Consider the following 15,148-nt stretch of genomic DNA (forward strand, 5'->3'; position numbering starts at 1 on the left):
CCCCCTATTTCTTTAGCTCGTTTAAGAAGCTTGTTCCGTATTCTGGCATTTTCACACCGAAGTTTTCTGCTACTGTTGCACCAATATCAGCAAATGTTTGACGAAGTGGTAACTCTTGTCCGCCTTCTTTCATGCTTGGGCTATATGCTAATAATGGTACATATTCACGTGTATGGTCAGTACCAGGGTGAATTGGATCATTACCGTGGTCTGCTGTAATTAATAATAGATCATCTTCTTTTAGTTTTGCGAATACTTCTGGAAGACGTGCATCATATTCTTGCAGAGCTTCTCCGTATCCTTGTGGATCACGGCGGTGGCCGAATAATGCATCAAAGTCAACTAAGTTTAAGAAGCTAAGACCTGTAAAGTCCATATTTAATGTATCTACAAGCTTATCCATTCCATCCATGTTAGACTTCGTACGAAGTGATTCCGTTACCCCTTCGCCATCATAAATGTCAGAGATTTTACCGATAGCAATTACATCGTAGTCACTATCTTTTAATTCATTCATTACTGTACGACCGAATGGTTTTAATGCATAGTCATGACGGTTTGGTGTACGTGTAAAGTTTCCAGGTTCACCAACGAATGGACGAGCAATAACACGACCTACCATGTATTTCTCATCTAATGTTAATTCACGTGCAATTTTACAGATTTTATATAATTCATCAAGTGGCACTACTTCTTCGTGTGCTGCAATTTGCAATACGCTATCAGCAGAAGTATAAACGATTAAAGAGCCTGTTTCCATTTGCTCTTGACCAAGTTCATCAAGAATCTCAGTTCCAGAAGCTGGCTTATTACCGATAATTTTACGGCCTGTTTTTTCTTCTAATTCATCAAGTAATTCTTTCGGGAATCCTTCCGGGAACACTTGGAATGGTGTATCAATGTAAAGGCCCATGATTTCCCAGTGACCTGTCATTGTATCTTTACCAGTAGATTTCTCTTGCATTTTTGTGTAATATCCAAGTGGTTTCTCTACTTTAGAGATACCTTTCATTTCTCGAATGTTACCAAGACCTAATTTCACCATGTTAGGCATTTGTAACCCATTCATATGTTCAGCAATGTGACCAATTGTGTCAGATCCTAGATCACCAAATTGCTCAGCATCTGGTGCTTCACCGATTCCCACAGAGTCCATTACGACTAGGAATATACGTTTATATTTATTCATAACTGCGACCTCCTATAAGTTCAGTTCTACTTCTTGTAGTATGTTCAAAACGCTATAAAGTGAAACTGTTATCCATAAGAATTCTCATTGTCAAACAGTACTTCTTTAAATCATTCTCTAACCTATTTCGTTTACTTGAAACGATTCAAAAACATTTCTAGTTTTTTCTAAGTCAGATGTCAGACATCTGATACTGATATCATAACATGTTTACGCTTTCTTTTTAATACATTTTCGTAGAATTTCTCATTTTTTTCACACTTCTATTGTAATCCATTATGCAAAGAAGTGCTAATTATTTTATGATTTATTTCTTCATAATAAAAATAAAAAGTAGCTCTAAAGAGCTACTTTTTATTTTACTTCTACCGTTTCTTCTTTATGTTCATGCAATTCGCCTTTTCTTACATGCACTTTCACTTTGTAAGCACCGTTCTCTTTGAAAGTATGTTTCGTTTCATACTCGCCTTTATTCCCTTCTTTCGCTGGAATAAATTCGTGTTTTTCAACACCATCTTTCCAAATCTCTAGTTGTACTTCAGCACCAGTTAATGCTTCTTCTTTTTGCTTTAAATGAACTTTCATTGTAGATTCAGCATTTGCCTTTATGTCTCCAGCCATAAGATGGATCATTGTGTCACTTTTATGATCTCCATGTCCTGCACTGTGATCGCTATTTTCGTTTTTCGCATCTTCTACTTTCGCATTCCCTACAACAACTTTGTGTGCTGGCATAACGTGCATATCGCGTGCATTTGTATGAGGAATAATATGATATACTCCATCAGTTTCAAATGTTTTCTCTACAGCATAAACACCTTTACCCTTATGCTTACCATCTAACATTTCATGTTTCTCGTCGCCATCTTTCCAAATTTCAAACTTTACGTCATCAGCATCCGTTACTCTTTCTTTTCCTTGTGTAACAAGTGCTTGTACTTCTGTTTTTTCACCAGGTTTAATTTCTTTCGGATTCGTTTGAAGCGCTACGTTTATACTTTCAAGTTTCTTTTCTTTTTTCGGTTCTTCTTTGTTTGTATTACAGCCAGCCAATGCTAACATCGCGATAAATAATGTCATAATAAGTTTTTTCATCATCATTTCCTCCTTTATACCTTATTTAGTATAGAGGAAATGCATTGTAATATTCCAGTCTTCTGCTGAAAACAATGTACGAAATGTTTGTGAAGTTTCTGTGAAACGGTCTTCCCCTCTTAATCTATGAAAAAAAGAGCATAGTAACTATGCTCTCGGATGAAACTGTTTATATACATCTTTTAATCTAGTTTTTGAAACGTGCGTATAGATTTGCGTCGTTGAAATATCTGCATGTCCAAGCATTTCTTGTACAGCACGTAAATCTGCTCCATTTTCTAATAAGTGCGTAGCAAACGAGTGACGCAACGTATGAGGTGTAAGCTCTTTTTCAATATTTGCTTCTTTCGCTAATCGTTTTAATATTTTCCAAAATCCTTGTCTTGATAATCGATTACCATGATGGTTTAAAAAGAGTGCATCTACTACTTTTTTCCCCATTAATTCTCTTCTTCCTTTTTCAATATACTTTTGAATCGCTTCCGTTGCTAAACTTCCTAGTGGAATAATTCTTTCTTTATTCCCTTTCCCTATGCAACGAACAAATCCCATCGTTAAATGTACATCTTCTAAATTGAGTGCAATCAATTCTGAAACACGAAGTCCTGTCGCATACAGTAACTCTAGCATCGCCTTATCACGAATCCCAAAAGCACTTGTCATTTTTGGTGTTTGAAGTAACGCCTCTACTTCATCAACTGATAATACTTTTGGTAATTTCCGTTCCCCTTGTGGCGTTTCAATATGTACGGATGGGTCGTGTTCTACCGCTCGTTCACGAAGTAAAAATTGGTGGAACGAACGAATTGATGCGATATGACGCGCCAATGTTTTCGAAGATTTTCCGTTCTCTTTTAAATACTGCAAAAAGTTAACAATATGTAAACGGGTCACTTCATGAAAAGTTTTCGTCTGTTCCACATTTTGCAAATACTTTACGTAGCTTTTTAAATCCCGTTCATAAGATACTACTGTATTCTTTGCTAATCCTTTTTCGACAACCATATAATGAATAAAATCTTTTAATTGATCTTCCACTCTACACTACTCCCCATTTTCATAGAAAAACATCATTCTATTTACGAAAGCATCCTTTGCCGGTTCTTCATTCCCTGATACTTTTTCTACAGTCTCTTCTTTAGGTTTTTCATAACGATGATAGCTTTCATATTCTTCATTTATCCATAGTATAGCGAAATAAAACAAAATCGTACAACTTGTAAATAATAAAAATACTTTTATTCCATCAAAAGTTAATTTTAAAGCTCGGCGCATTGTAAATTCCTCCAAAATATAAGTTATTACAACATATGCCAAGCTTTCACCAATTTATACCTTATTCAAATAAAAAACCTCTTCCTAGATAAATAGGAAAAGGTTATTTTTCATCCGTTTCATTTTCTTGACAATTTTTACAAATCCCATGGAATGTTAAACGATGATCTTTCACCTTAAAGCTCCAGTCTCGTTCTACTTTCCTTTCCACTTCACCAAGTAAATCTTCTTGTATTTCTTGTACAGCACCACATTGTGTACAAATCAAATGATGGTGGAAACGCTGCGCACCTTCTTGGCGTAAGTCATAGCGTGAAACACCGTCTCCGAAGTTAATCTTATCGACAACTTTTAACTCAGATAATAGTTCTAAAGTTCGATAGACGGTTGCTAATCCGATCTCTGGCGACTTTTCTTTTACAAGGAGGTAAACATCTTCTGCGCTTAAATGATCTTCTTCATTTTCTAGCAGCACACGAACTGTTGCTTCACGTTGCGGTGTTAATTTGTAGCTCGCTGCATGTAATTGCTTCTTAATTCGTTCAATTCTTTCTTCCATTCGGTACTACTCCCTCCTCGCCACTCTTACACCATTATATCAGAAGAAGGGCTTCTGTCAAAAGAAAAAACAATAAAAACAAATTGATAATTATTCTCAAAAAGTATTTATTTTTTATTAATAGCCTCAACGACTTCTTTCATTAAAACTGGTGATGCGTAAGCCTCCACACTAGAAGCAAGTGCTAACACCACTCCAATTACGAGAAAGAAGCATGTATAACGGATTAATAATGGTAATAGTGGCTCGGTTATTTTTCTAATAAATTGATGCCTAATCATCCGTAAAGAAAAACTTGCAGCAATAGTTGTCATAACGAGAAAGACTGGAATGATAATTAAATTTTGTGGCAAAACAGATACACATGCTAATAATAGTCCATTCCATCCATGCTGACTTACTAAAAAACCAACTGTAAATCCAACGACAACTCCTTTTACAAATAATAAAATAAAAATAAGTGGTAATCCAATAATTGAAATCCCTAAAATCCAAATAAATCCGATGTATTTTAATTGCGAAAAGTAACTTTCTCGAAACATTTCGCCCGCAATGGCAAATTCTCCTTTAGAGACTTGTCCAAAAAAACGTTGTAAATAAAATGATAAATCTTGTTTTTGATTGATTTGTAAACTATTCACAAGAATGGCTCCGAATATTACTCCCATCAATAATAAAACAGCGTTAAATATATATAATGAAGAGTTTTCCTGTATGTGAGACATTACACGGTCTTGCCAATTTTTTCGCCACATTTTTCTTCCCTCCGTTCACACTCTTATTAAAAATGTATGAAAGAAAGAAAAAAGTATGACGAATTAACATTGAAATTCCGCTCTACTTTGCTAAACTAAAAAGTAGAGAATAGGAGGGATTTCTCTTGAAACCATTATTATTAGATTTTCCAACATTATTTCAAACTGAACGCTTGCAAGTTCGTAAACCATTTCCAGGTGATGGTGCAGAAGTATACGAAGCAATCCAAGCTTCTCTAGAAGACTTAGTACCGTGGATACCAATTAACGCTGAAACAGAAGAGAGTGCTGAAGAAATTGTTCGTAACGCTCATGGACAGTTTTTACTTCGTGAAACACTTGATTTTCACTTATACGATAAAGTATCTGGTACATTTATCGGAGCGATTACGCTCAAGCCTGAAAACTGGGATATTCCAAAGTTTTCACTTCACTTCTGGTTGCATAGTGCTTATACAAAACAAGGCTATATGACCGAAGCTGTTAAAGGCGCTATCCAATTTGCCTTTGATAAACTAGGCGCTAGAAGAATTGAAATCCGTACTGATGCAACAAATATAAATGCATGTAGCTTAGCAGAACGTTTAGAATTCATTCTAGAAGGTACAATGGAAAATGATTTCCTAGCACCAGATGGTAGCTTACGTGATGCACGTGTATATGCAAAAATCAATTAAAAAACACTCGCCTTTGGCGAGTGTTTATTTTTGTAGTTGTAAATATTGTACTGCAAACATCGTCTTCGCATCATGAATACGAAGATTTTTCATAAGAGTAATCGCTTCTTCTAATGATACTTCCATTAATTCCACAAACTCATCTTCATCTAACTCAGCTTTATTTTCTTTTTTTGTCAAACCTGTCGCTTTATATACATATAAAATTTCATCTGCGAATCCTGGAGATGTATAGAAAGAAGTAATGAGCTCCATATTTTCACATACATATCCTGTTTCCTCTTCTAATTCACGAACTGCTGTCACCTCTGGTTTTTCACCGGGTTCTAACTTGCCAGCTGGAATTTCTATAATCGCCTTTTCAAGCGCTTTACGATACTGCTCAACAAGCACAATTTTCCCCTCATCCGTAATAGCAATAATCGCAACTGCACCAGGGTGATTTACAATTTCACGTTTACTCATTTCTCCATTTGGTAATACTACATCATCAACACGAACTTTTATAACTCTACCATCAAAAATCGGCTCAGTTTTTACTGTTCTCTCTGTAAGATTACTCATACTACTTCATCTCCCTGTTCTATTTCCTATTCTTTCTTCATACATTTTACCACATTGAAAGGAGCGTGATAGAAATGAAAGTTTATATTTTACCAAATCGCATCACGTTAGTCGGAAAAGCATGGCAAATTCGCCATAAGCTAAAGCAATATAGCAAAGAGTATACAACTGTACAAGAGTGGATTACAGCAAATAAAGTGAAACATTAATCATGCTTTTACGGGCAGTTAATGCGAAGCGAAAAGGAAACGTTTGTCAACCTCTTTTCCCTCTCGTACAATAAAGGTAAGGAGGTTGACCTATGAAAAAACGTCAATTAGGAAACTCAGATTTGTTTGTTACAGAAATGGGCCTTGGCTGTATGTCTCTCGGTACATCTGAAACAGAAGCTATGCGTATTATCGATGAAGCGATCGATTTAGGAATTAATTTTTTTGATACAGCAGATTTATATGATTACGGATTAAATGAAGAATTTGTTGGAAAAGCCTTGAAGGGGAAACGAGACAAAATTGTTCTTACAACGAAGGTTGGAAATCGTTGGACAGAAGAAAAAAATGGCTGGTCTTGGGATCCTTCTAAAGCTTACATAAAGACTGAAGTAAAAGAAAGTTTACGTAGACTTCAAACTGATTATATTGATCTTTACCAACTTCATGGCGGAACGATTGAAGATTCAATAGATGAAACAATTGAAGCTTTTGAAGAATTGAAAAAAGAAGGTATTATCCGCCATTACGGTATTTCTTCTATACGTCCAAATGTCGTTCGTGAGTATGCAAAACGCTCAAACATCGTTAGTGTACTAATGGAATATAGCCTTTTAAATCGTCGTCCAGAAGAATGGTTCCCGCTTCTGAATGAACACCAAATTAGCGTCATTGCTCGCGGACCACTTGCAAAAGGAATTTTAACTGACAACAATGCAAGAAAAATAGAAAGAGTAAAGGAAAAGGATTATCTCTCTTATTCTTACGATGAATTACATACAACTCTAGCGAGTATAAAAGAAACGATTGGAGAAAGCTCTTTAACAGGAACAGCTATTCAATATTGCTTACATAATAAGACTGTTGCAGCTGTTATACCTGGTGCAAGCTCGCTTCAACAATTGCAGGAAAATATACGAGCTAGCCAACAGTTACCTTTAACGAAAGAAGAATATGTACAACTTCAAAAAATTGTTAAATATGACACATATGCTTTGCATCGTTAAAAATATCGAATTACCGATAAACAGAAGACTGCCTCCTTTATTAGGAGACAGTCTTTTTTATAACGTATCATATTTATCAGGATTCGTCCCTACATGTAAATCACGATTCAACGTGTTAATTTGACGTATTTCTTCTTCAGTTAGTGCAAAATCAAAAATAGTAAAGTTTTCTTTAATGCGAGATGGTGTAACAGATTTAGGAATTGTAACAATCCCGCTTTGAATATCCCACCTTAATATAACTTGTGCAGGTGTTTTTTCATATTTGTTAGCAATAGCCTGAATGATTGGATGCTGGAATACTTCTCCGCCCCTCATTAACGGACTCCATGCTTCCATTTGAATTTGCTCATCTTGACAATAATTGCACAACTCAAATTGCGTCAACATCGGATGAAGTTCCACTTGGTTTACCATCGGCTTCACTTTGCAATTTGGTAATAATAGTTCTAAATGATGTTTATGAAAATTAGAAACACCAATCGCACGCACTTTACCTTCTTCATACAATTTCTCTAAAGCTCGGTACGTATCAACATACTTCTCTCTTACCGGCCAATGTATTAAATATAAATCTACATAGTCCATTTGTAATTTTTTTAAACTCTTTTCAAACGCCTCGAGTGTCTCCTCATATCCTTGATCGTCGTTCCATACTTTTGTTGTAATAAATAGATCTTCTCTTGGAATTCCTGATTCACGTATCGCCTCTCCGACACCGCTTTCATTTTCATATACAGTCGCTGTATCAATCGAACGGTATCCAACCTCTAACGCTGTTTTTACTGCTTGTTTTACTTCGTCTCCTTCTTTCGCTTTATATACGCCTAGACCAATCATCGGCATTTTCACGCCATTATGAAGTGTAGTTGTTGGAATATGCACAGTCGTCTCCCTTTCATTGTTACATTATTTATAAGCCACAACTTTATTTCAACAATATTCATCCAAAAAGTCAAAACATACGTACAGTTTACATAACACTTTTATATAGCTAAAAAATAACGTGAACTCATTCATTCACGTTATTTTCTCTCCATTCTTTCGCTTTTTTATCCACATTGCGCACAAACTCATTTTTCCCTTCCGTATATAACGTGCCATCATATGTATACTTTTCGGCTAATTCTTTCTTTAAGGTTGCATATGCCTCTGCTTCTTCACAATGAGCCATCATATAATCACGAAAAGCTAAATGCCTTACTATCTCTGGATTTCCTTTTTCAAACACGTGTAAATGATACGAACGTTTTTCCTCAGTTCCATGAATAAAATATCGGCGTCTTGAAATACCATTTTCCCCTTTTACGATGTAACCAAGCTCTATAAATCGTTCATTCCACCCATCTACTCTTTCGATATTTTCTACTTCCATGATCATATCAATAATAGGTTTAGCTGCCAGTCCGGGCACTGACGTACTTCCAATATGATGCATTTTCACCGTTTCTGGCATCGCTGATTTTAATCTTTCAGCCTCCATTTGAAATTTTTCAATCCAATGGTTTTCATGCGGAACAACGACAATTTTTCTCATTCTAACTCCCCTTTTCTTACAAGCTCGTCAAAAAATGATCAGTGGTATTTCACTGATCATTTTTTTATTATTTAAAGTCTTTCCAAGTAAGGTTACTTTCACTTAGCAGTTCTTCAAATGATTTATTCTTTTCACGTTCTTTTTGTTCTTGGCGCTTTCTTTCCAGTTCAGCTGCCTCTTTTTCCTCTTCTCTCACTTGCAACTCTTTCTTCTTACTCTTTAATTGTTGCATGAGTGAATCATTTAATTGATCGCCTAATGTAAGTGTTTCTTTCTTTGGTTGATTCACTTGCGATTGTCTTTGCATTTGTCTTTGTTTCTTTTTCTTCATGCTACTCACCTTTTACTTTTTTCTCCATTATAGTAGATACACGATGAAATCGACAATAAAAAAGGGTCTTTACTCTATTATTCACTTTTGTAAATATGTTAATTTTTCGAAAAGACTAAATTTTTATGTAGCTATAATCCTATGAATCTATTAAAATTATGTCGTATGATGTCAGATTATAAAAAGAGGAGAATTATATTATGTGGAAAAAAATTATTCCTGCCGTTGCTGTTTTAAGCACTATTACTTTTTCAAGCGTATTTGCCGCTCCCCCATCTCAGAATCCAGCTGAACAAAACCGCTACATAGACGTACAAATGCTTGGTATTAATGATCTCCATGGACAACTAGATACTGTTAAAAAAATCAATAATAAAGAAACTGGTGGCGCTGATTACTTAGCTACTTATTTAAAAGAACGTAAAAAACAAAACCCTAATACACTTCTCGTACATGCTGGTGATATCGTCGGAGCTAGTCCACCAGTTTCAGCATTATTACAAGATGAACCGACGATTGAATTTTTAAATGATTTAAAATTTGATGTTGGTACAATCGGAAACCATGAATTTGATGAAGGCATCGATGAAATGAAACGCCTCATTTACGGTGGATATCATGAAAAGACAGGGAATTTCAAAGGGGCTAACTTCCCCTATGTAGCTGCTAACTTCTATAACAAATCAACTGGCCGCTTATTTTTACCACCATTTACTGTAAAAATGGTAGATGGTGTTCCTGTTGGATTCATTGGTGTTGTTACAACTGATACACCAAATGTTGTTATGCCTACGATGCTTAAAAATGTACAAATTACTGATGAAGTAGAAGCAATTAATAAATCAACACAACAATTAAAACGCCTCGGCGTTAAATCGATCGTCGTTCTTGCTCATGTCGGTGGAACAACCGATGAGTCTGGGGTAACAAATGGCGATCTTACTCGAATTGCAAATGAAACAGACCCAGAAGTTGATGTTATTTTCGGTGGACATAGTCATACGTATGTAAATGGTACAGTAAATAATAAACTCATTGTCCAAGCAAATTCATACGGAACGGCTTTCTCAGACGTGGATGTAACAATTGATCGTAAAACAAAGGATATTGTAAAGAAAAAAGCTGAAGTTGTTACAACGTATCATGAAGGTGTAGAACCTGATAAACAAGTAAAGAAAAAACTAGATCAATATAAAGAAAAAATTGCACCACTTGTAAATGAAGTGGTCGGAAAATCTACAGCACCTATCGACCGTAAACAAAATGATGCTGGTGAGTCCACTCTTGGAAATTTAGTTGCCGATGCTCAGCGTCAAACGATGCAAACTCAAATCGCCCTCATGAATCCTGGTGGCATTCGTAATGACTTAGATGCTGGTGATATTACGTGGGGTGAGTTATACGGCATTCAACCTTTTGGAAATCAATTGATTAAAGTAGATTTAACAGGTCAAGACATTCGCGATATTTTAAATCAGCAATGGCAAAAAGGAACAACAAGAATGCTTCAAATTTCAGGTATTCAATATACGTGGGATGCAAATAAAACAACCGGTGAAAAAGTTACAAATATACGTTTAACAAACGGAGAAGAATTATCTCCATCTAAAACGTATAGCGTAGTTGCAAATGCCTTCTTAGCTTCTGGCGGTGACGGATTCGTATCATTTAAAAATGGTAAAAATGCAGAAACTGGTCCAAACGACTTTGAAGCGTTAGTCGATTACGTAAAAAAATTAAAAGAACCAATTCAGCCAGTTATTGATGGAAGAATTCAAAAAGTAAATTAAGTGTTTCTCTAATAATAAATTTCATTTTTCACGCCATAAAGGATTTGTACTGATCCTCTATTTTATACGTAATATACATCATAAAAAGGATACTCGTTCTTCCAATGAACATAGTATCCTTTTCTTTAGTTATCAAAATGTGATGTTTTGTTAAAGTCATATTGCTGTAAAAATTGTTGCAATGCCTCTTCAACAAGTTTAGATTTTTGAACTCCTTTTGATTCTGATATAAGGTCTAATCTTGCTAATATTTCTGTATTAATAGAAAAAGTTCGTCTCTTTTTCTCTGTACTTTTACTCGTAATTGGTGCAATTACTTCTTCTCTTTTTCTTAATAATTCATAAATGCTTTGTAATTGCTCGTAAATTAATAATTGATAATCTGTTTTCTCATATTGAAGGGCGGTCGCTTCTTGGAGTTGTAAGTGACGTGGTTCCTCTCCCTCTCCTACAAAAATACGCTTCTTCTGTTCTCCATCATATTCATATCCAATTAATCTTAATTTCTTCGATAATGTATACGGGCTTATTTCAAGACGTTTTGCTATAATAGCGATGGATTCACGCCTATTTAAAGAATCTATAATTTCTCCAATCGTCACAAGTTCCCCCTCCTCCCATATTGAAATGACACTAGGGTGGTATGTTACAATGATTTTCTAACAGTATATGCAAAACGAATAGCCTGTGCGATTCATACGATTTTAGAAAAGGAGGTTTTCAATATGCTTTTTCGTAGCTATACCCCACAGTTCTATACTGAAAATAAACAAGTCCTTCCTAATAGTATCGCTACGATGGAAAGCGTTATGATTAATAATCGAAAACAGTCCCTCCTTATACGTGGACAAAACATAGAACAGCCTATTTTATTATGCTGTCACGGCGGTCCTGGCATGGCACAAATCGGATTTATTCGCCATTTTCAAAAAGAATTAGAGAAGCAATTTATTGTTATTAATTGGGATCAGCGCGGGGCTGGTAAATCCTTTTCAATGAAAGATTTCGGAGCAAACTTCACAATCGAACAATTCGTTTCCGATGCAAAAGAAGTGATTGAATATGTACTTAAAAGGTTCAACAAACAAAAACTATTCCTCGCTGGTCATTCTTGGGGAAGTATTATTGGGCTTAACATAGCACACCAATATCCAAAGTATATCGAGGCTTACATCGGTATTGGGCAAATTGTACATATGAAACAAAATGAAGAATTGCTATATCAACATTTAATTCATTCTGCAAAAAAACATGATCATAAAAAAGCATTAGCTTCCCTTTTAAAATTAGGCAAACCACCATTTTTAGATACGAGACGCCTTATTATTCAAAGAAAATGGCTTGGCACATTCGGAGGAGCAATCCAAAACGGATCTTCCTTTTCTTTCATACGAAAAGGCTTCTTTTCTCCTGAATATACACTATTAGATTGGTTCAAGTTTCTCGCAGGAAATTTAAAATCTGGTGTTTTATGGGAAGAAATGCTGACAATCGATTTCTTTTCTTCTATTTCAAGTTTATCTATTCCGGTTTATTTTTGTTCTGGTCGCTATGATTATCAAACTCCTTATGCACTCGTTCAAGAATATTGCGATGTGATAGAAGCACCCATAAAAAAGATGGTTTGGTTCCCAAATTCAGCACATTCTCCTGATTTAGAAGAACCAGAATTATTCGCTCAATCTTTACAATCAATTAAACAAGAGCTAGCTTTTCAGCATTAGTAACAAAAGGCTCTTTTACATTTCATAGAAAACAATTTATAATAATATGTCGCAACTATGTATAAATATAGCAAAGTGCTTCATATTTACTTGCCTTAGCACAATAAAAATTTAGGGAGATTACATTTATTATGAATGCTGTACTCGTCGCAGTAGCAGTTATGCTATTGCTTAGTTTGTTACGTGTCCAGGTCATTGTCGCCATCATTGTTGGAGCTTTAACAGGCGGAATTATCGGCGGACTCGGTATTTCAGAAACGATTAACACTTTTACAACTGGTCTTGGAAACAGCGCCCCAATTGCTTTAAGTTATGCAATGCTTGGCGGTTTCGCTATTTCCCTTTCCAAAACAGGACTTCCAGATGCCATGATTCAAACTGCACTAAAATGGATTGGTAATGAACAAGACACGAAAAAACAAGTTTATTCTAAAATACTAATTTTATTCATTATTTTAACGATAGCTTGCTTCTCTCAAAATGTGATTCCTGTTCATATCGCTTTCATCCCCATCTTAATTCCAGCACTATTAAAAGTACTAAATGAGCTGAAAGTGGATCGCAGACTTGTTACATGTATTATTACATTCGGATTGATTACTCCTTATATGTGGATTCCAGCGGGGTTCGGAAAAATTTATCATGACGTATTGCAAACAAATGCTGCGCAAAGCGGTCTTACATTTGATGTCGCACTTATTCCAAAAGCAATGACTATTCCAGCAATCGGTATGATTATTGGATTATGTGTAGCGGTATTCATTACGTACCGGAAACCTCGTACGTATGAAACAGAACAAGTTCATACTACCGCAAATGAAATCGTTCCCTACACAAAACGTAGCATTACTTTCGGATTATTATCTATCATAGCTACATTAACTGTTCAATTAGCAACAGAATCAATGATTTTCGGTGCTTTAGCAGGGATTATCGTCTTATCAGTAAGTGGTAGTCTACCTCTTAAAGAAGCAGATGCGATATTAACAAGCGGAATGCGCATGATGTCCTTTATCGGTTTTGTTATGATCGCTGCCGCTGGATTTGGCGCTGTTCTTCGAAAAACAGGACATGTTGAATCTCTGGTGCAAACGAGTGCACATATAATCGGAAATAATAAACCACTCGCTGCATTTCTTATGCTTGTGATTGGACTTCTCGTTACGATGGGAATTGGTTCATCCTTTTCAACCATCCCTATCTTAACAACAATTTTTGTACCTCTTTGCATGCAGCTTGGATTTAGTCCAATGGCCACAATTGCAATTATCGGTACAGCCGGAGCACTAGGTGACGCAGGCTCTCCAGCATCGGATAGTACCCTTGGACCAACATCCGGTTTAAATGCTGATGGTCAGCACCATCATATATGGGATACATGTGTACCCACTTTTCTACATTACAATATACCGTTACTTATATTTGGCTTTATTGCCGCAATTACATTATAAAAAGGTGCGTATAAAACGCACCTTTTACTTTTTTATTTTTCCTTTTAATTGTTGAAAAGCTACTTTTCCGTTATCTTTGACATAGCTTTCAATTGCCGGTAGTGATGAACCTATCCATTCACACTCTATGCTCCCATTAGGTCCAACAATTTTTAATTTATCTGGTATATGTATATTTAGAAATCTCGCTGACCGAATTAACTCAATAGCAATCTGATCACTTGAGGTTACAATTCCATCTATATACGGATTGTTTTGCAATAATGTAATAAATTGTTTATTTGTATACCCTTGTACACATTCTTCTCGATAAGAGATTCCTTCATCCCAAACAGCGTCTAAAAACCCTGCTATATGATCTTCCATTTCTTCACTTTCTTCTCCCTCACCGAAATATGCAATAAAGTGACACCCTTTCTCTTTTAATAAAGAAACAGCTCTCTGTCCACTTTCATAATAATTTCCATGTGATTGTTGCTCATCGATCACGACAAACGGAAATGGAATTTCTCCTATACTTTTAAAAACTGCTCTCGTCAAAATAACACCTGCAATGTTATTTTGCTTCAACATATGTATGTATCTATCTTTATTCTCTATATTACAAATAATGATTTGATAGCCTTCTTTATATGCTATTTCCTCAATACAATGTAGCAAAGTGATGTTTGATTGGTTACATAAATTATCTACAAGTAATGCAATTATCGTTGAATTTTCTTTAAATAGTGGCTTCGCTGCACTGTTTGGCCTATAACGTAATTCTTCAATTGCTTCCTTTACTTGTTTTACTGTGTCCTCATGAACGTATCCTTTTTCATTAATAACTCGTGAAACGGTTGCGACTGAAACACCTGCCAATTTTGCAACATCACGTATAGTTGCCACATCGTCACCCCTTAATATGGTAATAGATTACAATTTTACGGTAACCTAAATTACACTATCCGTCAAGATTAATAACTCATATTTCTGAAAATTGTTA

At 35.5% G+C, this 15,148-nt stretch carries 18 protein-coding genes; 6 read left to right on the plus strand and 12 right to left on the minus strand.

Translation table 11 applies throughout. The features are described 5' to 3' along the window. Positions 1-4: 4 nt before the first annotated feature. From deoB to spoIIM, 6 genes are all read right to left on the minus strand, one after another. The gene (deoB, locus tag ACTJJY_RS04045) at positions 5-1,189 is read right to left on the minus strand and encodes a phosphopentomutase (RefSeq protein WP_001046079.1); all 1,185 of its coding nucleotides are present in this window, start codon (positions 1,187-1,189) and stop codon (positions 5-7) included. 354 nt (positions 1,190-1,543) lie between these two features. Beyond that, the gene (locus ACTJJY_RS04050; RefSeq protein WP_440605054.1) at positions 1,544-2,287 is read right to left on the minus strand and encodes a FixH family protein; all 744 of its coding nucleotides are present in this window, start codon (positions 2,285-2,287) and stop codon (positions 1,544-1,546) included. Positions 2,288-2,431: 144 nt separating this feature from the next. Continuing rightward, a complete protein-coding gene (gene xerD, locus ACTJJY_RS04055) occupies positions 2,432-3,322 on the minus strand; it encodes a site-specific tyrosine recombinase XerD (protein WP_000390088.1) in 891 nt (296 codons plus the stop codon). Positions 3,323-3,328: 6 nt separating this feature from the next. Further along, entirely contained in the window at positions 3,329-3,559 is a 231-nt protein-coding gene (locus ACTJJY_RS04060; RefSeq protein WP_001250432.1) for a YqzK family protein, read from the minus strand. A gap of 103 nt (positions 3,560-3,662) precedes the next feature. Next, positions 3,663-4,118: a ferric iron uptake transcriptional regulator gene (fur, locus tag ACTJJY_RS04065; protein ID WP_000392657.1), complete on the minus strand. Its 456-nt coding sequence runs from the start codon at positions 4,116-4,118 to the stop codon at positions 3,663-3,665. Positions 4,119-4,225: 107 nt separating this feature from the next. Beyond that, entirely contained in the window at positions 4,226-4,843 is a 618-nt protein-coding gene (gene spoIIM, locus ACTJJY_RS04070; protein WP_440605055.1) for a stage II sporulation protein M, read from the minus strand. A gap of 155 nt (positions 4,844-4,998) precedes the next feature. On the opposite strand from spoIIM, the gene ACTJJY_RS04075 reads away from it, so the two are divergent. Then, positions 4,999-5,550, plus strand: coding sequence for a GNAT family N-acetyltransferase (locus tag ACTJJY_RS04075; protein WP_098614121.1), 552 nt, complete (start codon positions 4,999-5,001; stop codon positions 5,548-5,550). 24 nt (positions 5,551-5,574) lie between these two features. Here the strand turns inward: ACTJJY_RS04075 and ACTJJY_RS04080 are convergent, their stop codons facing one another. After that, entirely contained in the window at positions 5,575-6,114 is a 540-nt protein-coding gene (locus ACTJJY_RS04080; protein WP_000067931.1) for an NUDIX domain-containing protein, read from the minus strand. A 74-nt stretch (positions 6,115-6,188) separates the two neighbouring features. Between ACTJJY_RS04080 and mciZ the strand changes: the two genes are divergently transcribed. Together mciZ and ACTJJY_RS04090 are read left to right on the plus strand one after the other, a co-directional pair. After that, positions 6,189-6,323 carry a Z-ring formation inhibitor MciZ gene (gene mciZ / locus ACTJJY_RS04085; RefSeq protein WP_000870292.1) on the plus strand — a complete coding sequence of 45 codons (135 nt, stop codon included), beginning with the start codon at positions 6,189-6,191 and terminating at the stop codon, positions 6,321-6,323. A gap of 92 nt (positions 6,324-6,415) precedes the next feature. Then, positions 6,416-7,330, plus strand: coding sequence for an aldo/keto reductase (locus ACTJJY_RS04090; protein ID WP_440605056.1), 915 nt, complete (start codon positions 6,416-6,418; stop codon positions 7,328-7,330). Positions 7,331-7,387: 57 nt separating this feature from the next. Here ACTJJY_RS04090 and ACTJJY_RS04095 read toward each other — a convergent pair whose 3' ends face one another. From ACTJJY_RS04095 to ACTJJY_RS04105, 3 genes are all read right to left on the minus strand, one after another. After that, positions 7,388-8,215 carry an aldo/keto reductase gene (locus ACTJJY_RS04095; protein WP_440605057.1) on the minus strand — a complete coding sequence of 276 codons (828 nt, stop codon included), beginning with the start codon at positions 8,213-8,215 and terminating at the stop codon, positions 7,388-7,390. Between the two features lie 127 nt (positions 8,216-8,342). Next, positions 8,343-8,867, minus strand: a complete 525-nt coding sequence (locus ACTJJY_RS04100) for a GrpB family protein (protein WP_001227176.1) — start codon at positions 8,865-8,867, stop codon at positions 8,343-8,345. Positions 8,868-8,934: 67 nt separating this feature from the next. Continuing rightward, positions 8,935-9,198, minus strand: a complete 264-nt coding sequence (locus ACTJJY_RS04105; protein WP_000727561.1) for a YqkE family protein — start codon at positions 9,196-9,198, stop codon at positions 8,935-8,937. 200 nt (positions 9,199-9,398) lie between these two features. On the opposite strand from ACTJJY_RS04105, the gene ACTJJY_RS04110 reads away from it, so the two are divergent. Then, complete coding sequence (locus ACTJJY_RS04110) at positions 9,399-10,988, plus strand: bifunctional metallophosphatase/5'-nucleotidase (protein WP_440605058.1); 1,590 nt, start codon at positions 9,399-9,401, stop codon at positions 10,986-10,988. Positions 10,989-11,113: 125 nt separating this feature from the next. On the opposite strand, the gene ACTJJY_RS04115 is transcribed toward ACTJJY_RS04110, so the two are convergent. Further along, positions 11,114-11,590 (minus strand): ribbon-helix-helix domain-containing protein, encoded by a 477-nt coding sequence (locus tag ACTJJY_RS04115; protein WP_213745976.1) that lies wholly within the window; start codon positions 11,588-11,590, stop codon positions 11,114-11,116. A 123-nt stretch (positions 11,591-11,713) separates the two neighbouring features. Here ACTJJY_RS04115 and ACTJJY_RS04120 point away from each other — a divergent pair, with 123 nt between their 5' ends. Together ACTJJY_RS04120 and ACTJJY_RS04125 are read left to right on the plus strand one after the other, a co-directional pair. Next, on the plus strand, positions 11,714-12,712 hold the full coding sequence (locus ACTJJY_RS04120) for an alpha/beta fold hydrolase (RefSeq protein ID WP_440605059.1): 999 nt from the start codon (positions 11,714-11,716) through the stop codon (positions 12,710-12,712). A 131-nt stretch (positions 12,713-12,843) separates the two neighbouring features. After that, positions 12,844-14,163, plus strand: coding sequence for a Na+/H+ antiporter family protein (locus tag ACTJJY_RS04125; RefSeq protein WP_440605060.1), 1,320 nt, complete (start codon positions 12,844-12,846; stop codon positions 14,161-14,163). 24 nt (positions 14,164-14,187) lie between these two features. Here ACTJJY_RS04125 and ACTJJY_RS04130 read toward each other — a convergent pair whose 3' ends face one another. Next, on the minus strand, positions 14,188-15,051 hold the full coding sequence (locus ACTJJY_RS04130; RefSeq protein ID WP_440605061.1) for a LacI family DNA-binding transcriptional regulator: 864 nt from the start codon (positions 15,049-15,051) through the stop codon (positions 14,188-14,190). Positions 15,052-15,148 lie beyond the last annotated feature (97 nt).

This window comes from Bacillus sp. 22475 (genome assembly GCF_052044835.1).
In the GTDB taxonomy this organism is placed as follows: Bacteria; Bacillota; Bacilli; order Bacillales; family Bacillaceae_G; genus Bacillus_A; species Bacillus_A cereus.